Genomic DNA, 17,419 nt, shown 5'->3' with positions numbered 1-17,419 from the left:
CCGGGTGGGGCCCTGCCGCCTCGGGCCGGGCGGTGCTACCGCCCTGGGCGGGGGGGACCTGCCGCCTCGGGCCGGGCAGACCTCACCTTGCGGGGGGGGGCAGTGCTGCCGCCTCGGGCCGGGCAGACCTCACCTTGCGGGAGGGCAGTGCTGCCGCCTCGGGCCGTGGCCTGCCGCCTTGGGTGGGAGGGCCTGCCTCCCGCCGGGTCGGTGGCCGTCAGGGCGGTGGGGCGGGCGCGTACCGGTCGTCGTGGTCCCGTGCGGCCGCGCGCAGGTGTCCCCTCCCACCCGTACGGCGGGTCCGTCGCCCGCGGGTCCTACCGCCGCACCGCCGGAACGGCAAGGTCCACGGGGACTCCGGGACCGGTCTGCTCAGCGGAGCCGGAAGGTCGCACTCGCCGCGGCGCGATCTGCCCGGTCACGGTCGCCGCGAACGCCACGGCCATGCCGACCAGTTGCACCGGGCCCAGGGACTGCCCGAGCGCCACCCAGCCCACGACGGCGGCGGTGAGCGGCGAGAGCGGCCCGAGCAGGGTCACGGACGTGGCGGAGAGGCGCCCGATGCCGCGGAACCAGAGCCAGTAGGCGACCGCGGTGTTCGCCAGGGCCAGGTAGGCGTAACCGAGGAGCGCGCCCCCGTCGAGCGCGGGCGGCGCCCCCTCGACCAGGAAGGCGACCGGCGCGATGACGAGCCCGCCCGCGGTGAGCTGCCACCCGGTCATGGCGAGCGGTCCGGTCCCCGCGGGTCGGCCCCAGCGCTTGGTGAGGACCGTGCCGACGGACATGGACGCCGACGAGGCGAGCCCGGCCACCACGCCCACCCAGTCGAAGGCGGCGCCCGCCGTGAGGACCACGAGGCTCACCCCGAAGGCCGCCGCGGTCGCCGCCGACAGGGCCCGGACCGTGGGCCGTTCGCCCAGCAGCAGCGCCGCCAGACCGACCACGAACAGCGGCCCGACCGAGCCCACCACCGCGGCGACCCCGCCCGGCAGCCGGTACGCGGCGAGGAAGAGCAGCGGGAAGAAGGCACCGATGTTCAGCGCGCCCAGCACGGCGGACCGCCACCACCAGGCACCGCGCGGGAGCGTGCGGGTGAGGGCGAGGAGGGCGAGCCCGGCGGGCAGGGCCCGCATGAGCCCGGTGAACAGCGGCCGGTCGGGCGGCAGGAACTCGGTGGTCACGGCGTAGGTGGTGCCCCAGGACACCGGGGCGAGCGCGGTCACGGCGACGACAGCGGTGCGGGACGGCATGGCGACCCTCCGATCGATAGCTTGGTGGTAATTAGCTTAGCGCTAAGCTAATTATTGGCAAGGTACTTGCGGGTGAGTTGCTTACCGTCGTGTTGCTTGCTTGCGAGCGAAGGGGCCGCGCGGGAAGACTGCGGCCATGAACGCGAGCCCCATCTCCACGCCGGCCCCCGACGCCCCCGCCGGCACCGGCGCACCCGCACACCCCGGCGCCCCCGCGGAAGCCGCCGACGCGGTCGACGCGATCACCGCACAGTGGGCGGTCGTACGCCCCGACCTGGAGACGCTGCCGATGGCCGTCTTCGGCCGGGTGTACCGGCTGGCGCACGCGATGGGTGAGCGGATGGACCGCGCCTACGCGCCCTTCGGCGTCTCACGCGGCGAGTTCGACGTGCTGGCGACGCTGCGCCGTTCCGGGGAGCCGTACACGCTCTCCCCGCGGCAGCTGTCGGACACCCTGATGCTGACGACCGGGGGCATGACGGGCCGGTTGGACAAGCTGGAGCGGGCCGGGCTGCTGAGCCGCAGCCCCGACCCGCACGACCGGCGCGCCCTGCGGGTGACCCTCAGCGACCGGGGCCGGGAGGTCGTGGACGGGGCGGTGGCGGCCGGGCTGGCCGTGCAGCGCGAGGCGCTGGAGGCGGCGCTCGACGAACGGGAGGCCGAGGAGCTGGCCGTGCTGCTGCGCCGGCTGCTCGGCACGACGGCCGGATGACGCGGCCCGCCCCGCGCGACACGGGCGGAGGGGCGGTCCGACGGCGTACGGGCGGCCGGCAGGCCGACGGCGTACGGTCAGGTCTGCCGGGCGCGCGTACGGGCGACGCCGGCGCGGCGTACGGGCAGCCCCACGCGCCGGACGGGCCGGCAGCCCCGCGCCCGACGCACGGACAGGCCGGCGGCCCGACACCCGGCGCACGGACGGCCCGACGGCCCGGGGCACGGAAGGGCGGGTGGGCGAGCCGGCGGTCGGGCCGCCCGATGTCCGCGCGGGCGGCAGGCCCCGGCCCCCGCGCGCGGGCGGCGGACCCGGCCCGTACCCGGGCGCGGACACGACGGAGCGCCGCGCGGCGGGGGTCACCCCGTCGCGCGGCGCCCCGGAAGAGCGGGAGGCGGCGTCAGCCCTGGTGCTGCTTCTTCGACCGGTCGAGGACCATGACCAGGCCCGCGATGACCGCGAAGAGCGCGATCGGCGCGACCACGTACAGGCCGAGCGTCTCGACGACGGACAGGCCGGAACCCGGGTCGTCGCCGTCGTCGCGGGTGAGCGCGAGCGCGGGGGACGACATGAGCAGCATCATCAGCGTCGTACCGGCCGCGACGGCGCCGGCGCGCAGGGCGTTCTTCTTGTCCACGGAGCAAACGTAGCGAACGCCTACTCGCCCCGCGCGCCCGGGGGTGCCGTAGGAGGCCGCTCCGGGGCGCCGGCGGCGTCCAGCTCCGCCATGAGGGCGCGCAGCCGGGGCGAGGCGGCGAGCTCCTCCAGGGTGAGCGGGCGGCCGTCCGCGCCGGCGAGGGGCAGCCGCCAGTTCGGGTACTGGTCCCAGGTGCCGGGCAGGTTCTGCGGGCGCCGGTCCCCCACCGCGTCCGGCAGCCACACCCCCGTCATCCGGGACGGCGTGCGGCGCAGGAAGCGGTACACGGCGCGGACCTCGGCCTCCTCGTCCCGCCCGGCGTCCGCGTCCAGCAGGCCGAGCCCGCGCAGGTACGCCAGCCACTCGGCGACGTCCCGGGCGTCCTCGGCGCGCTCCTCCGCCAGCGGCCGGGTCAGCAGGCCCAGTCGGTGGCGCAGGTCCACGTGTTCACCGCTCAGCCGGGCCGCCGTGGACGGCAGGTCGTGCGTGGTGGCCGTGGCGACGCAGTCCTCCCGCCACGCCTCCGGGGGCAGGGGGCGCCGGTCGCCCTCCCAGTCGCGTTCGAACCACAGGACGGACGTGCCGCACACGCCCCGGCGATCCAGCGCGTCCCGGACGCCCGGCTCGACCGTGCCGAGGTCCTCGCCGATCACGGCGGCGCCCGCGCGGTGGGCCTCCAGGACGAGGACGGCGAGCATGGCGTCGGCGTCGTAGCGGACGTACGTGCCCTCCGTGGGCGGCAGCCCCGCCGGCACCCACCACAGCCGGAACAGGCCCATGACGTGGTCGATGCGCAGCGCGCCCGCGTGCCGCAGCAGCGACCGCAGCAGCTCGCGGTAGGGGGCGTAGCCGGACGCGGCGAGGGCGTCGGGGCGCCAGGGGGGCAGTCCCCAGTCCTGGCCGCGGGCGTTGAAGGCGTCCGGCGGGGCGCCGACCGACATGCCGCGCGCGTACGCGTCGCCCAGCGCCCAGGCGTCGGCGCCGTCGGGGTGGACGCCGACGGCCAGGTCGTGCACGACGCCCACGGCCATGCCGGCGTCGCGGGCGGCCCGTGACGCGGCGGCCAGCTGGCCGTCGGTGAGCCAGACCAGCCGCCGGTGGAAGGCGACGCGGTCGGCCAGCTCCTCGCGGGCCCGGGCGGTCGCGGCGGACCGGGGGTCGTCCAGCCCCCGCGGCCACGGGGCGCGGTCGGCGCCGTACCGCTCGACCAGCGCGCACCAGGTGGCGTGGTCCTCCAGGGCCTGCCCCTGCGCGGCGCGGAAGGCGTCGAACGCGGCCTGCCGGCCGGGGCCGAGCGGCACGTCGGCGACGATCTCCAGGGCGCGCCGCTTCAGGACCCACACGGCGTCCCGGTCGATCAGCTCGCCCTTGCGCAGGACGCCGTCGCGCAGCTCCCCGGCCCGCCCGGCGAGCGCGTCGAGCTCGGCGCGGGCGGCCCCCGTGACGTAGGCGTACTCCGGCACGTCCTCCACCCGCAGGTGGACCGGGTCCGGGAAGCGGCGCGAGGAGGGCCGGTAGGGGGACGGGTCGGTCGGGGTGCCGGGGACGGCGGCGTGCAGGGGGTTGACCTGGACGAAGCCCGAGCCGAGCGAGCGGCCCGCCCAGTCGGCGAGCTCGCGCAGGTCACCGAGGTCGCCCATGCCCCAGGAGCGGGTGGACAGCAGCGAGTAGAGCTGGACGAGCACGCCGTGGCAGGGCGCGGCGGGGCGCGGCGCCCGCGGGGGTGCCACGACGAGGGCGGCGCGCCCGGTCCGCCCGTCCGGCGCCCGCGCCTCCAGGGTGTGGATCCCGGGCGGCAGGTCGGCCCACGGGACGGGGGACGCGGCGGCCGAGCCGCCCTCCAGCGTGACGTGGAGCGCGCTGCCCGCGGGGAGGGCGGCGAGCGGCCGGGGGCGTCCCGACGGCTCGTCGCCCTGCCACACCACCACCGTGGGCGGCAGCAGCCGCGCGGCGGCCGCCTCCTCGGCGGCCGCGAGCGACGCGCGGACCGCCGCAGGGGTGGTGGCGTCGACGTCGAGCGCCCCGAGGACGGTGACCACGGTCGCTTCGGGGACCGGGACCGTGGCGCCCGGGGACGGGGAGTAGGCCGTGGCCACTCCGTGCAGCGATGCGAGCCGGGCGAGGGTCATTCGGCCTCCTGGACGCTCGGGGGGACGGGTCGATCGGGTCGGATCGCGCGGCCCCCGTGCCGGTGCGGCGTTACGTACGGGGCGACTCCGGTCCGCCGGCCGTACCGCGGGCGGTCGGTTCGCTGGTCAGGGGCGTGGCGTCGTAGATCGGCGGTTCGCTGGTGAGGGGCGCGGCGTCGGCGAGCGGCGGCTCGCTGGTGAGGGGCCCGGAGAACGGGCAGGAGACAGGCCGGGGGGACGGAACCTGTTTGGAGAGGGCGGTGAGGAGGAGCTGTGCGGACGCGGCCATGGCGGCCTCCCGGTACTGGACGACAGGAACGGCGGTTCGACCCAGCCCTACCCATCGCGCGCCCGGGCATCCACCGGACGTGGCGCTGCTCACACCCCGCGTCCGGCGCGGGCGCGGGGCGACGGCGCCCGGCCCGCAGGGCCCGGTGTGCAAATCCGACACATCGGCCACGCACATTGACACCTTCGCCGAGGGGGTGGTGGGCTCGACACCCACCGGACGGACGACCCTGTCCGACAACCAGTCAGAACACCGGTACGGCACCGGCAAAGCTACCCGCAGAACCACGCAGGACGAGGGGAGACGCGCGTGCAGTTCGGCCAGCTCGCGCAGTTCGGACGCGGCAAGGGCACGGCGACCGCCATCGCGGTCGCCGTGCTCGGCGGTCTGCTCGGCGGCGCGCCCGGCGCCCTGGCCGCCCCCGGCGGGCCCGGCGCCCCCGCGGCCGCGGCGCCCGACCGCGACGCCGGGGCGGTGCCGCCCGCCGTGTGGCCGCGCCCGCAGTCCCTGCGGGCCGCGGGTGGAGCCGTGCGCCTCGGGGACGAGGTGACGCTCGTCGCGGACGCGTCCGCCGACCCGTACGCCGTGGCCGCCCTGGAGGACGTCCTGCGCGCCGCCGGTGTGCGGCGGGTGCTGCGCGCCGGGCCGCAGGGTCCCGCGGGCGCCCGCGGGCCGGTGGTGTGGTGGGGCGGGGACGGCGCGCAGAGCGTGCTGCGCGCCCTGCGGGTGCCCGAGCGCGGGGACCTGCCCGCCGGCGGCTACCGGCTCGCGACAGGCCGGTACCAGGGCCGGGACGCGGTCGCGGCGGACGGCGTCGGCCCGGACGGGCTGTTCCACGCCGTGCAGACCCTCCGCCAGCTGGTGGCGGCGGACCGGACCGTGCCCGGCGTCGTGGTCCGCGACTGGCCCGGCACGGCCGTGCGCGGCCTGGCGGAGGGCTTCTACGGCCGGCCCTGGAGCCACGACCAGCGGCTCGCCCAGCTCGACTTCATGGGCCGCACCAAGCAGAACCGGTACCTCTACGCCCCCGGTGACGACCCGTACCGGCAGGCCCAGTGGCGCGACCCCTACCCGGCGGCGCAGCGGGCGGAGTTCCGCCGCCTCGCCGAGCGGGCCCGGTCCAACCACGTGACCCTGGCCTGGGCGGTGGCGCCCGCCCAGTCCATGTGCCTGGCCTCGGACGACGACCTGCGGGCGCTCAAGCGCAAGGTCGACGCCATGTACGCCCTCGGGGTGCGCGCCTTCCAGCTGCAGTTCCAGGACGCCGGGTACGACGAGTGGCACTGCTCGCGGGACGCGGACGCCTTCGGCGGCGGCCCCGGGGGCGCGGCGCGGGCGCACGCCCGCGTGGCGAGCGAACTGTCCCGGCACCTCACGGCGCACCACCCGGACGCCGCGCCGCTGTCGCTGATGCCGACCGAGTACTACCAGGACGGCGCCACCGACTACCGCACGACGCTCGCCGACACCCTCGACGCGCGCGTCCAGGTGGCGTGGACGGGCGTCGGCGTCGTGCCGCGCACCATCAGCGGCGGCGAACTGGCCGAGGCCCGCGACGTGTTCCGGCACCCGCTGGTCACCATGGACAACTACCCCGTCAACGACTACGCGCAGGACCGTATCTTCCTCGGCCCGTACACCGGCCGCGAGCCGGCCGTGGCGGCCGGGTCGGCGGCGCTCCTCGCCAACGCCATGGAGCAGGCGTCCGCCTCCCGCGTCCCCGTCTTCACCGCCGCGGACTTCGCGTGGAACCCGCGCGGCTATCGCCCGCAGGAGTCCTGGCGGGCCGCGCTGGACGACCTCGCGGGCGGCGACCCGGCGGCCCGCCGGGCCCTGGGCGCGCTGGCCGGCAACGACGCCTCGTCGCTGCTGGACCCGTCCGGCGAGTCGGCGTACCTGCGCCCGCTGCTGACCGGCTTCTGGCACACCCGCACCTCGGCGGGCGTCCCCGCCGCCACCCGCGACCGGGCCGCCCGGCAGCTGCGGGCGGCGTTCACCGTGATGCGGGAGGCCCCGGACGCGCTGACCGCCCCCGCCGACGGACGGTTCGACGACGAGGTGCGGCCGTGGCTGGAGCAGCTCGCCCGGTACGGCCGGGCCGGCGAGAGGGCCGTCGACATGCTCCAGGCACAGGCGCGCGGTGACGGCGCCGCCGCCTGGAAGGCCCAGCTGGAGCTGGAGTCCATGCGCCGGGACCTGGCGGCGAGCCCCGCGAAGGTGGGGCAGGGCGTCCTCGACCCGTTCCTGGAGCGGGCCCTCGACGCGGCGGCCGAGTGGACCGGAGCGTCCCGCTCCACCGGGGAGCCGTACCGCACGGCCACCTCGTACACGGTGGACCTCGGCCGGGTGCGGCCCCTGGAGGCGGTGACCGCGCTGACCGGGCCCGGCACGGGCACGGGCAGCGTCGACGTGCACGTGCCCGGCGAGGGGTGGCGCCGGCTCGGCGCCCTGTCGCCCACGGGCTGGACGCAGACGCCCGGCGCGGGGGTCCGCGCCGACGCGGTCCGCGTGTCCTGGCCGCAGGGCGCGCCGGAGCCGCCCGTGCGCTCCCTGGTGCCGTGGTTCGCGGACCAGCCGCAGGCCGCTCTGGAGCTGCCGCGCGCCGAGACGGACGTCGTGATCGGCGGCGGCCCCCAGCGGGTCGACGCGCTCCTCTCCGCGCAGCGCCCCGGGGCCGTCCGCGGGGCGCTCACGGTCCGGGCCCCGAAGGGCGTCACGGTGACCGTCCCCGCGCTGACGGCCGTGCCGCGCGGCACGGCCGCGAAGGTGCCCGTGACGGTCACCGTCCCGGCGACCACCCCGGTCGGCACGTACGAGGTGCGGCTCGCCTTCGCCGGCGAGGAACGCACGCTGACCGTGCGCGCCTACCCGCGCACCGGCGGCCCCGACCTGGCCCGCACCGGCACGGCGACCTCCTCGGGTGACGAGACGCCCGACTTCCCCGCCCCGGCGGCGCTCGACGGCGACCCGGAGACCCGCTGGTCCTCCCCGGCGGAGGACGGCGCGTGGTGGCAGGTCGAGCTGGCCCGCCCGGCGCGCGTCGGCCAGGTCGTCCTGCACTGGCAGGACGCGTACGCGACCCGGTACCGCGTCCAGGTCTCGGCCGACGGCCGCACCTGGCGGACCGCAGCGACGGTCCGCGAGGGCCGCGGCGCCCGCGAGACGGTCCGCTTCGACGCCCCCGGCACCCGCTACCTCCGCATCCAGGGCGAGGAGCGCGCGACGAAGTACGGCTACTCCCTGTACGCGGTGGAGGCGTACGCGGTCACGGAGACCGCCCGCCCACCGGCCGCCCGGAAGGGCGCACCCGCAGCCGGCGACACGGCAGGCCGGGCGGGCGGGGCCGGGGCGGCGGGGTAGACCGGGGCGGGCGCGGCGCGGCCGGGGCGGCGGGGTAGGCCGGGGCCGGGCGCGGCGCGGCCGGGGCGGCGCGGTGGGCCGGGGCCGGGGCGGCGCGGTGGGCCGGGGCCGGGGCGGCGCGGTGGGCTGAGCGGCGCGGTGGGCCGGGCGCGGTCGGGCGGCGCGCCCGGGTGGTGGCGGTGGCCCATGCGGGCGGGGCCGGAGCCCGTGTGGTCGTGGGCAGGCGTTCCGCAGGGCGGAACGGGTGGGCACGGCCACCCCGCGGGACCGCGCCCGCCGCCCCCGTACGCGGGCACGCCGGAACGACGGACCGGCACCCACCACCCCCGGTGGTCCCCGCCCGCCCGCACCACGACGCGCCCCGCCCCGCGCCTGCGGTCCGCCCGGGGCGCCCACCCGGACCCGGACCCGCCTACGACGGGGCCCGGGCCTCAGGCTGAGATGCCGTCGATCCGGGCCAGTGCGTCATCCGCGCCGTACGGTTGCAGGTACGGCAGCCAGCGCGGGTCCCGATGCCCCGTGCCGATGATCCGCCACGCGAGCCCCGACGGCGGCGCCGGCGGCTGGTGCAGCCGCCAGCCCAGCTCGCGCAGGTGCCGGTCGGCCTTGACGTGGTTGCAGCGGCGGCAGGCGGCCACCACGTTGTCCCAGGCGTGCTTGCCGCCCCGGCTGCGCGGGACCACGTGGTCGACGCTGGTTGCGACGCCACCGCAGTACATGCAGCGCCCTCCGTCACGGGCGAAGAGCGCCTTGCGGGTCAGAGGAACGGGCCCCCGGTAGGGGACCCGCACGAACCGCTTCAGCCGCACGACACTGGGGGCGGCGATGGCTCGGGTAGCGCTGTGCATGAAGGCGCCGGACTCCTCGAGGCACACGGCCTTGTTCTCGAGGACGAGTACGAGCGCGCGGCGGAGCGGTACGACGCCGAGGGGCTCGTACGACGCGTTGAGGACCAGGACATGCGGCACGGATGCCTCCTATTACGCCGGCGGCGCGTGGCTCGCGCCGGGACGATCTGCTCTCAGTCTCTCCTCATGCCAGGTCGAAGCGCCACCACATGGCGGTAACGGGCCCGAGGTGTTTTCGACCACACCGTGGTCATCCCCACATGAGACGAGGCTCTCCCTCGAACAGTGCGACGAACCCCCCTGCCGACGCCGTTAAATGGTTGTGACCCGCTCGTGATCCCAGGAGGTTGTCCACCGTGCTCAGGTCGGCCCCGCCTTCCGTACCGCCCACCGAATCCACCCCGTCCCCCCCGGCCCCCGTGACGCTGGACGAGGCCGCCCGCCAGGCCGGCGCCGCCGCCGGCTGGGTCGAGCAGAACTGGGCCACGTGGGTCAACACCGGCCTGCGGATCCTGCTGATCATCGCCATAGCGGTGACGCTGCGCTTCCTGATCCGCAGGGCGCTGACCAAGCTGATAGACCGCATGAACCGCAGCGCCCAGGCCGTGGAGGGCACGGCGCTGGGCGGACTGCTGGTGAACGCCGAGCGGCGCCGCCAGCGGTCGGAGGCGATCGGCTCGGTGCTCCGCTCGGTGGCGTCGTTCCTGATCATGGGCACGGCGGTGCTGATGGTCCTGGGCGCCTTCCAGATCAACCTGGCGCCGCTGCTGGCCTCGGCCGGTGTGGCGGGCGTGGCGATCGGTTTCGGCGCGCGGAACCTGGTCACGGACTTCCTGTCCGGCGTCTTCATGATCCTGGAGGACCAGTACGGCGTCGGCGACTCCATCGACGCTGGCGTCGCCTCCGGCGAGGTCATCGAGGTGGGCCTGCGCGTGACGAAGCTGCGCGGCGCCGACGGCGAGATCTGGTACGTCCGCAACGGCGAGATCAAGCGGATCGGCAACCTCAGCCAGGGCTGGGCGACGGCGGCCGTCGACGTCACGGTCCGCCCGACCGAGGACCTGGACGCGCTGCGCAAGGCCATCGAGGGCGTCGCGGAGGAGATGGCGGCCGAGGAGCCGTGGAACGAGCGCCTGTGGGGCCCGATCGAGGTGCTGGGCCTGACGGAGGTCCTCATCGACTCGATGACGCTGCGCGTCGCGGCGAAGACCATGCCGGGCAAGGCGCTGGGCGTGGAGCGGGAGCTGCGCTGGCGCCTCAAGCGCGCCTTCGACGCGGCGGGCATCCGCATCGTGGGCGGCGTCCCGCTCCCGGCGGAGGACGCCCCGGCCGACCCGACGGCCGCGATGGCCGCCCCGTCCGCCTTCGCCTCCCCGACGACCCCCCAGTCCCTGGCGGCGACCCCCCTCCAGCACCCCCCGTCGATACCCCAGCCGTCCACGGGCCCGAACCTGTCGAAGGGCTGACGCGCGGCGACCGGGGCCCGGCGCCGGGCCGTCCAGCGGGCGAAGGCGCCCCCTCCACACGAGCGGAGGGGGCGCCTTCACGTCGGTCCGGGCCCGGTCACTGCGGCAGGACGTGCCGCCACAGGTCGTCCCCGGTGAGCGCGCCCGTCCACACCCGCACGGACTTCAGCGCCCCGGGCAGGGCGTGCTCGGTGGTCGCGCCGTCGCGGGCGTCACCACCGGCCCGCAGGACACCACCGCCCTGCTGGACGCCGTTCAGTTCGGATGCGCCGGAGCCGTACTGCCAGGAGGCGTCGACGTAGAGAGTCAGCCGCCCGTTGCCGTCCAAGGCGTCGTAGCTGCCCGTCAGGTCCACCCAGGTGTCCGCGGCGACAACCTCGTTGCTGCCCACGGTGGCCGTGTCCGTGCTTTCGCCGTCGGGGCCGAGGACCGTGCGGGAGAACTCCCAGCGCCACGTCTCCGGCGAGGTCTTCCGCGCCCACAGGGCCCAGGAGTACTCCGAACCCGCGCGCTGGCCCGCCACCAGCGCGCGGTAGCCGACAGGCTTGGACTCCAGACCGGCGCTGTCCACCCGCACCCGGGCGGACACCGTGAACGACCCCGTCTCGTCGACGACCGGCCCGGTCGCCGAGAGGTGCCCGGCCACCCCGTCGAGGAGGACGCTGCCTTCCTCCGCGTCCAGGGTGGCGCCGGCGGGTGAGAGGGCCATGTCCCCGACCGGGTACGGGCCGACCTGCGGCACACGGCCGTCCCCGGCCGACGCGGCGTCCCAGTGGGCGGCCAGCGGCACGGCCGGATAACCCTCGGCGTCCCGTACGTCCGTTTCGTTCCGCACGTCGTCCGCGGTCAGCGCCCACTGCCAGGCGCGGACCTCGTCGATCCGGCCCAGGAAGTGGCCGTCGTACGCGCCGCCGGTACGGCCGCGGCCGAACTGCAGACCCGCCGTGCTCGTCCACGGCTCGTAGGCGGGGGCTCCCTCGGCGAGGACGACGGGGCTGCCCTGCGGGCGACCGTTGACGTACAGCTGGACCGTGTCGTTGGACGGGTCGGTGTCGTGCCGGGTGTGGAAGACGCCCGCCAGGTGGGTCCAGGCGTTCCGCGCCGGATCGGCGGTGGTCGCCAGGGACCGCACCCGCGGGGCGCCGGGCTCGTCCCGGGCCGTCCTGCCGAACGCCCAGCGCCGGTCGGCGGCCGAGTAGAGCAGTTCGAACGCCGAGCCGTGCTCGCCGGGCGCGGACAGCACGACGCGGTCCGCGCCGGTGTCGGCGAGCTGCACCCAGGCCGACACCGTGAACGGCCGGGAGGTGTCCACGACGGGCCGGGCGGTCTGTGCGTACTCCTGCGGCCGGCCTTCCCCCGGGGCGTCCAGCAGCAGGGCGCGGTCGCGGTCCCCGGCACGGGCGAGCCGCGACCAGGGGTCGCCGTCGGTGTGGAGCGCGGCGTCCTGGTGCGCTCCCCGGACGCCGGAGTCGGCGGCGACCGTGGCGGACGGGTCGGTCAGCCCGTCGTCGAAGCGCCAGCGGGCGGCCTCCTCGACGTACCCCACCTTGAAGGAGAACGTGGTTTCCGGCCCGTAGCGGCTACCCCGGTCGGCGGCCTCCACGTAGAGCACGTAGAACCCCGCGGTGGGCGGCACGAACGCGAACGACTCGGCCTCCGCCGCGCTGATCGTGTGCACCTCGCCGCCGACGCGCACGCGGTAGCTCGTGACGTCCTCGTCGGCGGGGTCCGGCGTGAAGCGGAACCGGCCCGGCAGGCCGGAAGCGCCGTACGTGGCGCACTGGTTGGTCGTGCACTCCTCGTACGGTCCCAGCGACGTGACGCGGGGTGCGCGGGGCACGGGATCGTCGGTGGCGGTCGTCGCGTACGCCGGCGGTACGGCAGCCGCCGCGAGCAGGCCGACCGCCAGCGCGGCGGTGAACCGGAACCGGCCGCGCGGCCGTCCGGCACGTCGCCCGACCTGCGGCCGGGATGACGGGACAAGCATGGAATCCCCCCTCGGAATCCTCACCCGGATCGAACATACGACGCAGAGTGATCGACGCGACGCTACGGAGCGGAACGGCACGGAGTCAACGCGTTATCGACGGTGGCGCGGCTCGTGGCGACAAAGCGACCCTCCGGCGGCTGGAGCGTGCCGTTCGAGTCGTCCTCCGTCCTCTCGGATGCCTTCCCGGGAGGACGGCGCCGAGGGTGTTGACGCGGGATCACGCCGGTCCTACCGTCGCAGGAAGCAAACAGGAAACTTTCCTGACAGTGGCTGGTGACGCGGTCCCGGCCGTGGTCGAAGGCAGGTGCGCGCCCCTTGTCCGGAAGCAGCTTCGGTGTCCCCGGCACCCCCCGTGTGCTGCGGGCGATGAACGATCGGGCCGCGCTCGATCTGCTGGTGGAGCACGGGCCGCTGTCGCGGGCGCGGATCGGGCGGTTGACCGGGTTGTCGAAGCCGACCGCGTCGCAGCTGCTCGCGCGGCTGGAGGCGGCCGGGCTGGTCGTCGCGACCGGGACGAGCGAGGGGCGGCCCGGGCCGAACGCGCAGTTGTACGGGGTGAATCCGCGGGCCGCGTACGCCGCCGGGCTCGACGTGAACCCGCGGCGCGTCCGCGCGGCCGTCGCCGACGTGACCGGTGCGGTGGTCGGGGAGTTCGAGCTGCGCACCCCGCGGCGCGGCGGACCCGGGGCGGTGCGGCAGGTGACCGAGGCGCTGGACGGCGCGGTGAAGGCGGCCGGGCTGACCCTCGGCGACGTGCACCGGTTCGTGATCGGCACGCCCGGCGCGTTCGACCCCTCGACCGGCCGGCTGCGGTACGCCTCGCACCTTCCCGGGTGGCACGGGCCGACCCTGCTGGAGGAGCTGGCCGCCGCGCTGCCCGCACCGGTCGAGTACGAGAACGACGTCAACCTCGTGGCCGTCGCCGAGCAGCGTCTCGGCGCCGCCGCCGGGTACGGCGACTTCGTCCTGCTGTGGAGCGAGGAGGGCCTCGGCGCGGCCCTCGTGCTGGGCGGGCGGCTGCACCGCGGGTACACCGGTGGCGCCGGCGAGGTCGGGTTCATGCCGGTGCCGGGCGCGCCGCTCGTACGGAACGTCGCCAAGGCCGGCAGCGGCGGGTTCCAGGAGCTCGCCGGAGGTCAGGTGCTCCCCCGGCTGGCCCGCGAGCTGGGGCTCGACGTACCGGCGGGGCCGTACCCGGAGGTCGCCGTGCGGCTGCTGGAGCGGGCCGCCGCGGCGGTGGCCGGGGCGACGGCGGCCGACCCGGCGGTGGCCGGCTCGACGGCGGCCGGGGCGGGCGCCGGGGTTGACGGGGCGGGCGGGGTCGTCGGGGCGGGTGGGGACGCGGAGCCCGCCGGGGCCGGCGTGACCGCCGGGGCCGGCGTGACCGTCGGGACCGGCGCCGGCGCCGGGGGCACCCTCGCCGGGGCGTACGCGCGGTTGCTCGACGTCTACGCCACCGGGCTGGCCACCGGGCTCGCCTCGCTCGTCGCCGTCCTCGACCCGGAGCTGGTCGTGCTCTCCGGCGACGTGGCCGTCGCGGGCGGCGAGGCGCTGTGCGAGCGGGTGCGCGCGGAGCTCGGGGAGCTGGCCGCCACCCGGCCGCGGCTGGTCCTCGGCGGCGTGCGGGAGCACCCGGTGCTGCGGGGCGCGCTGGAGGTCGCCCTGGCCGCCACCCGCGACGACGTGTTCGACACCTCCGTGCGCTGACCGTCCGTCCCCGACGACAGGAGACCCGCCATGCCCCCGCCCGCGGCCGCTCGGGGTGAGCGTGCCCGCGCCCGCGTCCCTGCCCGCGCTCCGGCACCGGCGCCCGCGCTCGCGTCCGCTCGGCACGGCCGCCGCGCGTATGGCCCTGGCCCTGGCCCGCGTCGGCTGTACCGGCTCGGCGGGCGGCGGGGACCACGACGCCCCGCACACGAAGGGGACGCTCACCTTCTGGCACCGCTGGTCCGCGCCCAGGGAAGTGGCGGCGGTCGACGCGGGCATCGAGCGTTCGAGGACGCGCACCCGGACATCACGGTGGAGGCCGTCCCCGACGTCACCGACGACAAGATCCAGCAGGCGGTGCGCGCCGGCGGATCCGGCGCCCCGGACGTGGAACTGCACGCGGACCACACGGACGGGAACCTGGCGATGGCCTCGGCGGTGCTCGTGATGGCACCGGTCGTCGTCGTGTTCTTCTTCGCCCGAAGGCTTTCGTCGAGGGCGTCACGCTCACCGGAGTGAAGGGGTAGGGGAAACACCTTGAACACGTCCAGCACGGCCGGCACGGCCGGCACGTCCGGCACATCCAACACGTCCGACGCGGTAAAGACGGTGAACGCGGTGAACGCGGTGAACGCGGTGAACGCGGGTGGCATGAGACTCGTGGTGGTGGGCGGTGGTTCCACCTACACCCCGGAGCTGGTCGACGGGTTCGCGCGGCTGCGGGACGCGCTGCCCGTCGACGAGCTGGTCCTCGTCGATCCGGCGGCCGAGCGCCTGGAGGTGGTCGGCGGGGTGGCCCGGCGGATCCTGGCCCGGCAGGGCCATCCGGCGAAGGTCACGACCACCACCGACCTGGACGCGGCCGCCGACGGCGCGGACGCGGTCCTGCTCCAACTGCGCGTGGGCGGGCAGGCGGCCCGGCAGCAGGACGAGACGTGGCCGCTGGAGTGCGGCTGCGTGGGGCAGGAGACGACGGGCGCGGGCGGTCTCGCCAAGGCGCTGCGGACGGTGCCGGTCGTCCTCGACATCGCCGAGCGGGTCCGGCGGGCCGCCCCGGACGCCTGGATCGTCGACTTCACCAATCCCGTCGGCATCGTCACCCGCGCCCTCCTCGACGCCGGGCACCGGGCGGTCGGGCTGTGCAACGTCGCCATCGGCCTCCAGCGGAAGTTCGCGGCGCTGCTGGGCGCGGCCGCCGCGGACGTGCACCTGGAGCACGTCGGGCTCAACCACCTCACGTGGGAGCTGGGCGTACGGCTCGGCGGGCCGGACGGGCCGGACGTGCTGCCGGCACTGCTCGCGGAGCACGGCGACGCGGTCGCGGACGACCTGCGGCTGCCGCGCGGCCTGTTGGACCGGCTCGGCGTCGTCCCCTCGTACTACCTGCGGTACTTCTACGCCCACGACCAGGTCGTGGACGAGCTGCGGGCCGGGCCGTCGCGGGCCGCCGCCGTCGCCGACATGGAGCGCCGGCTGCTGCGGATGTACGCCGATCCCGCGCTGGACGAGAAGCCGGCGCTGCTGGCCGAGCGGGGCGGCGCCTTCTACTCGGAGGCCGCCGTCGACCTGGTGGCGTCGCTGCTCGGCGGCCGGGGCGGTGCGGTGCAGGTGGTGAACGCCCGCAACGCCGGCACGCTGCCGTTCCTGCCGGACGACGCGGTGGTGGAGGTGCAGGCCGCCGTGGACGGCACGGGCGTGCGGCCGCTGCCGGTACGCCCGCTGGACCCGCTGTACGCGGGGCTCGTCGCGCACGTCGCCGCGTACGAGGAGCTGGCGCTGGACGCGGCGCTGCGCGGAGGGCGGGAGCGGGTGTTCCGGGCGCTGCTCGCGCACCCGCTGGTCGGTCAGTACGGGTACGCCGACACGCTCACGGACCGGCTGGTCGCGCACAACCGGGAGCACCTGGCGTGGGCGTGACCCCGGCCGCGGCCGTGCTCGCGGTCGACGCGGGCAACAGCAAGACGGACGTGGCGCTCGTCGCCGCCGACGGGACCGTCCTCGCCGCCGCGCGCGGCGGCGGCTTCCAACCGCAGGTGGTGGGGGTCGAGGCGGCCGTCGACGTGGTGGCGGCGGCGGTGCGGGAGGCCGTGCGGGACGCGGCGCCCCGGTGGGACGCGCGCGGTGGCGGGCCGTACGCGGAGCACGTGTCGGCGTGCCTGGCCAACGCGGACCTGCCGGTGGAGGAGGAACGACTCACCCGCGCCGTGGGGGCGCGCGCCTGGGGCGCTTCGACCACCGTGCGCAACGACACGTTCGCGGTGCTGCGGGCCGGGGTCGACGAGCCGCGGGGCGTCGCCGTGGTGTGCGGGGCGGGCATCAACTGCGTCGGCATGCTGCCCGACGGGCGGACGGCCCGCTTCCCTGCCGTGGGCCGCCTCTCCGGGGACTGGGGCGGCGGTGCCGGTCTGGCGGACGAGGCGCTGTGGCACGCGGCGCGGGCCGAGGACGGGCGGGGCGGGCCGACGGAGCTGGCCCGCGCGCTGCCCGCGCACTTCGGCCTGGCGTCGATGCGCGCGCTGATCGAGGCGCTGCACCTGGGCCGCATCCCGGCCCGGCGGCGGCACGAGCTGGCTCCCGTGCTGTTCGCCGTCGCCGCGGCCGGCGACCCGGTGGCGCGGGGGCTGGTGGAGCGATTGGCGGGGGAGGTCGTGGCCATGGCGGGGGTGGCCCTGGAGCGGCTGGACTTGGACCACGCGCGGGTCCCGGTGCCGGTGGTGCTGGGCGGGAGCGTCCTGGCGGCCGGGCACCGGGACCTGGACACCCGGATCGTCGCCCTGCTGCGGGAGCGGGCGCCCGCGGCGGTACCGCGCGTGGTGACCGCGCCGCCGGTGCTGGGCGCGGCGCTGCTGGGGCTGGACCACGTGGCGGCCCCGGCGGCGGCCGGGGCGGCGCTGCGCGCGCACTACGCGGCGGCCGCGAACCGGGCGGCGGTGGACCACGGGCGGTGAGACGAAGGGTCCGACCCGCGGGGCCCGGGGTGGCGGCGGTCCGGCCTGCGGGCCCCCGGGGCGGTGGGAGTCCGCCCTACCGG

Annotated in this window: 12 protein-coding genes and 1 pseudogene; 7 read left to right on the top strand and 6 right to left on the bottom strand. The window is 76.9% G+C overall.

Annotated elements, in window-relative coordinates:
* Positions 1 to 317: 317 nt before the first annotated feature.
* The gene (locus ACF053_RS06995) at positions 318 to 1,250 is read right to left on the bottom strand and encodes an EamA family transporter (protein WP_391952909.1); all 933 of its coding nucleotides are present in this window, start codon (positions 1,248 to 1,250) and stop codon (positions 318 to 320) included.
* Between the two features lie 136 nt (positions 1,251 to 1,386).
* Here ACF053_RS06995 and ACF053_RS06990 point away from each other — a divergent pair, with 136 nt between their 5' ends.
* A complete protein-coding gene (locus ACF053_RS06990; RefSeq protein ID WP_391952908.1) occupies positions 1,387 to 1,962 on the top strand; it encodes a MarR family winged helix-turn-helix transcriptional regulator in 576 nt (191 codons plus the stop codon).
* Between the two features lie 400 nt (positions 1,963 to 2,362).
* On the opposite strand, the gene ACF053_RS06985 is transcribed toward ACF053_RS06990, so the two are convergent.
* The 3 genes from ACF053_RS06985 to ACF053_RS06975 all read right to left on the bottom strand — a co-directional run bounded on the left by ACF053_RS06985 (position 2,363) and on the right by ACF053_RS06975 (position 5,017).
* Positions 2,363 to 2,599 (bottom strand): hypothetical protein, encoded by a 237-nt coding sequence (locus ACF053_RS06985; RefSeq protein ID WP_391952907.1) that lies wholly within the window; start codon positions 2,597 to 2,599, stop codon positions 2,363 to 2,365.
* Between the two features lie 20 nt (positions 2,600 to 2,619).
* Positions 2,620 to 4,728: a 4-alpha-glucanotransferase gene (gene malQ / locus ACF053_RS06980; RefSeq protein WP_391952906.1), complete on the bottom strand. Its 2,109-nt coding sequence runs from the start codon at positions 4,726 to 4,728 to the stop codon at positions 2,620 to 2,622.
* Between the two features lie 70 nt (positions 4,729 to 4,798).
* Positions 4,799 to 5,017, bottom strand: a complete 219-nt coding sequence (locus ACF053_RS06975; RefSeq protein WP_391952905.1) for a hypothetical protein — start codon at positions 5,015 to 5,017, stop codon at positions 4,799 to 4,801.
* A gap of 309 nt (positions 5,018 to 5,326) precedes the next feature.
* On the opposite strand from ACF053_RS06975, the gene ACF053_RS06970 reads away from it, so the two are divergent.
* Entirely contained in the window at positions 5,327 to 8,377 is a 3,051-nt protein-coding gene (locus ACF053_RS06970) for a beta-N-acetylglucosaminidase domain-containing protein (protein ID WP_391952904.1), read from the top strand.
* A 431-nt stretch (positions 8,378 to 8,808) separates the two neighbouring features.
* Here ACF053_RS06970 and ACF053_RS06965 read toward each other — a convergent pair whose 3' ends face one another.
* Positions 8,809 to 9,345, bottom strand: a complete 537-nt coding sequence (locus ACF053_RS06965) for an HNH endonuclease (protein ID WP_058945299.1) — start codon at positions 9,343 to 9,345, stop codon at positions 8,809 to 8,811.
* Positions 9,346 to 9,581: 236 nt separating this feature from the next.
* On the opposite strand from ACF053_RS06965, the gene ACF053_RS06960 reads away from it, so the two are divergent.
* The gene (locus ACF053_RS06960) at positions 9,582 to 10,691 is read left to right on the top strand and encodes a mechanosensitive ion channel family protein (protein ID WP_391952903.1); all 1,110 of its coding nucleotides are present in this window, start codon (positions 9,582 to 9,584) and stop codon (positions 10,689 to 10,691) included.
* A 97-nt stretch (positions 10,692 to 10,788) separates the two neighbouring features.
* On the opposite strand, the gene ACF053_RS06955 is transcribed toward ACF053_RS06960, so the two are convergent.
* Entirely contained in the window at positions 10,789 to 12,678 is a 1,890-nt protein-coding gene (locus ACF053_RS06955) for a LamG domain-containing protein (protein WP_391952902.1), read from the bottom strand.
* Between the two features lie 369 nt (positions 12,679 to 13,047).
* On the opposite strand from ACF053_RS06955, the gene ACF053_RS06950 reads away from it, so the two are divergent.
* From ACF053_RS06950 to ACF053_RS06935, 4 genes and pseudogenes are all read left to right on the top strand, one after another.
* On the top strand, positions 13,048 to 14,388 hold the full coding sequence (locus ACF053_RS06950; RefSeq protein ID WP_391952901.1) for an ROK family transcriptional regulator: 1,341 nt from the start codon (positions 13,048 to 13,050) through the stop codon (positions 14,386 to 14,388).
* Between the two features lie 399 nt (positions 14,389 to 14,787).
* A pseudogene (locus ACF053_RS06945) lies at positions 14,788 to 14,915 on the top strand (carbohydrate ABC transporter permease); the annotation flags it as partial.
* A 124-nt stretch (positions 14,916 to 15,039) separates the two neighbouring features.
* Positions 15,040 to 16,305 carry a 6-phospho-beta-glucosidase gene (locus tag ACF053_RS06940; protein ID WP_391953199.1) on the top strand — a complete coding sequence of 422 codons (1,266 nt, stop codon included), beginning with the start codon at positions 15,040 to 15,042 and terminating at the stop codon, positions 16,303 to 16,305.
* Positions 16,296 to 17,336, top strand: a complete 1,041-nt coding sequence (locus ACF053_RS06935) for an N-acetylglucosamine kinase (RefSeq protein ID WP_391952900.1) — start codon at positions 16,296 to 16,298, stop codon at positions 17,334 to 17,336. The genes ACF053_RS06940 and ACF053_RS06935 overlap by 10 nt, the downstream gene beginning before the upstream one ends.
* The last annotated feature ends 83 nt before the right edge of the window (positions 17,337 to 17,419 follow it).

It is taken from the genome of Streptomyces kanasensis (assembly GCF_043077165.1).
In the GTDB taxonomy this organism is placed as follows: Bacteria; Actinomycetota; Actinomycetes; order Streptomycetales; family Streptomycetaceae; genus Streptomyces; species Streptomyces changanensis.
This window is presented reverse-complemented; position numbering and strand designations above follow the sequence as displayed.

Coding starts and splice junctions, on each gene's coding strand:
- ACF053_RS06995 (WP_391952909.1), bottom strand. CDS start 1,250: ATGCCGTCCCGCACCGCTGTCGTCGCCGTGACCGCGCTCGCCCCGGTG.
- ACF053_RS06990 (WP_391952908.1), top strand. CDS start 1,387: ATGAACGCGAGCCCCATCTCCACGCCGGCCCCCGACGCCCCCGCCGGC.
- malQ (WP_391952906.1), bottom strand. CDS start 4,728: ATGACCCTCGCCCGGCTCGCATCGCTGCACGGAGTGGCCACGGCCTAC.
- ACF053_RS06975 (WP_391952905.1), bottom strand. CDS start 5,017: ATGGCCGCGTCCGCACAGCTCCTCCTCACCGCCCTCTCCAAACAGGTT.
- ACF053_RS06955 (WP_391952902.1), bottom strand. CDS start 12,678: ATGCTTGTCCCGTCATCCCGGCCGCAGGTCGGGCGACGTGCCGGACGG.
- ACF053_RS06950 (WP_391952901.1), top strand. CDS start 13,048: ATGAACGATCGGGCCGCGCTCGATCTGCTGGTGGAGCACGGGCCGCTG.
- ACF053_RS06940 (WP_391953199.1), top strand. CDS start 15,040: ATGAGACTCGTGGTGGTGGGCGGTGGTTCCACCTACACCCCGGAGCTG.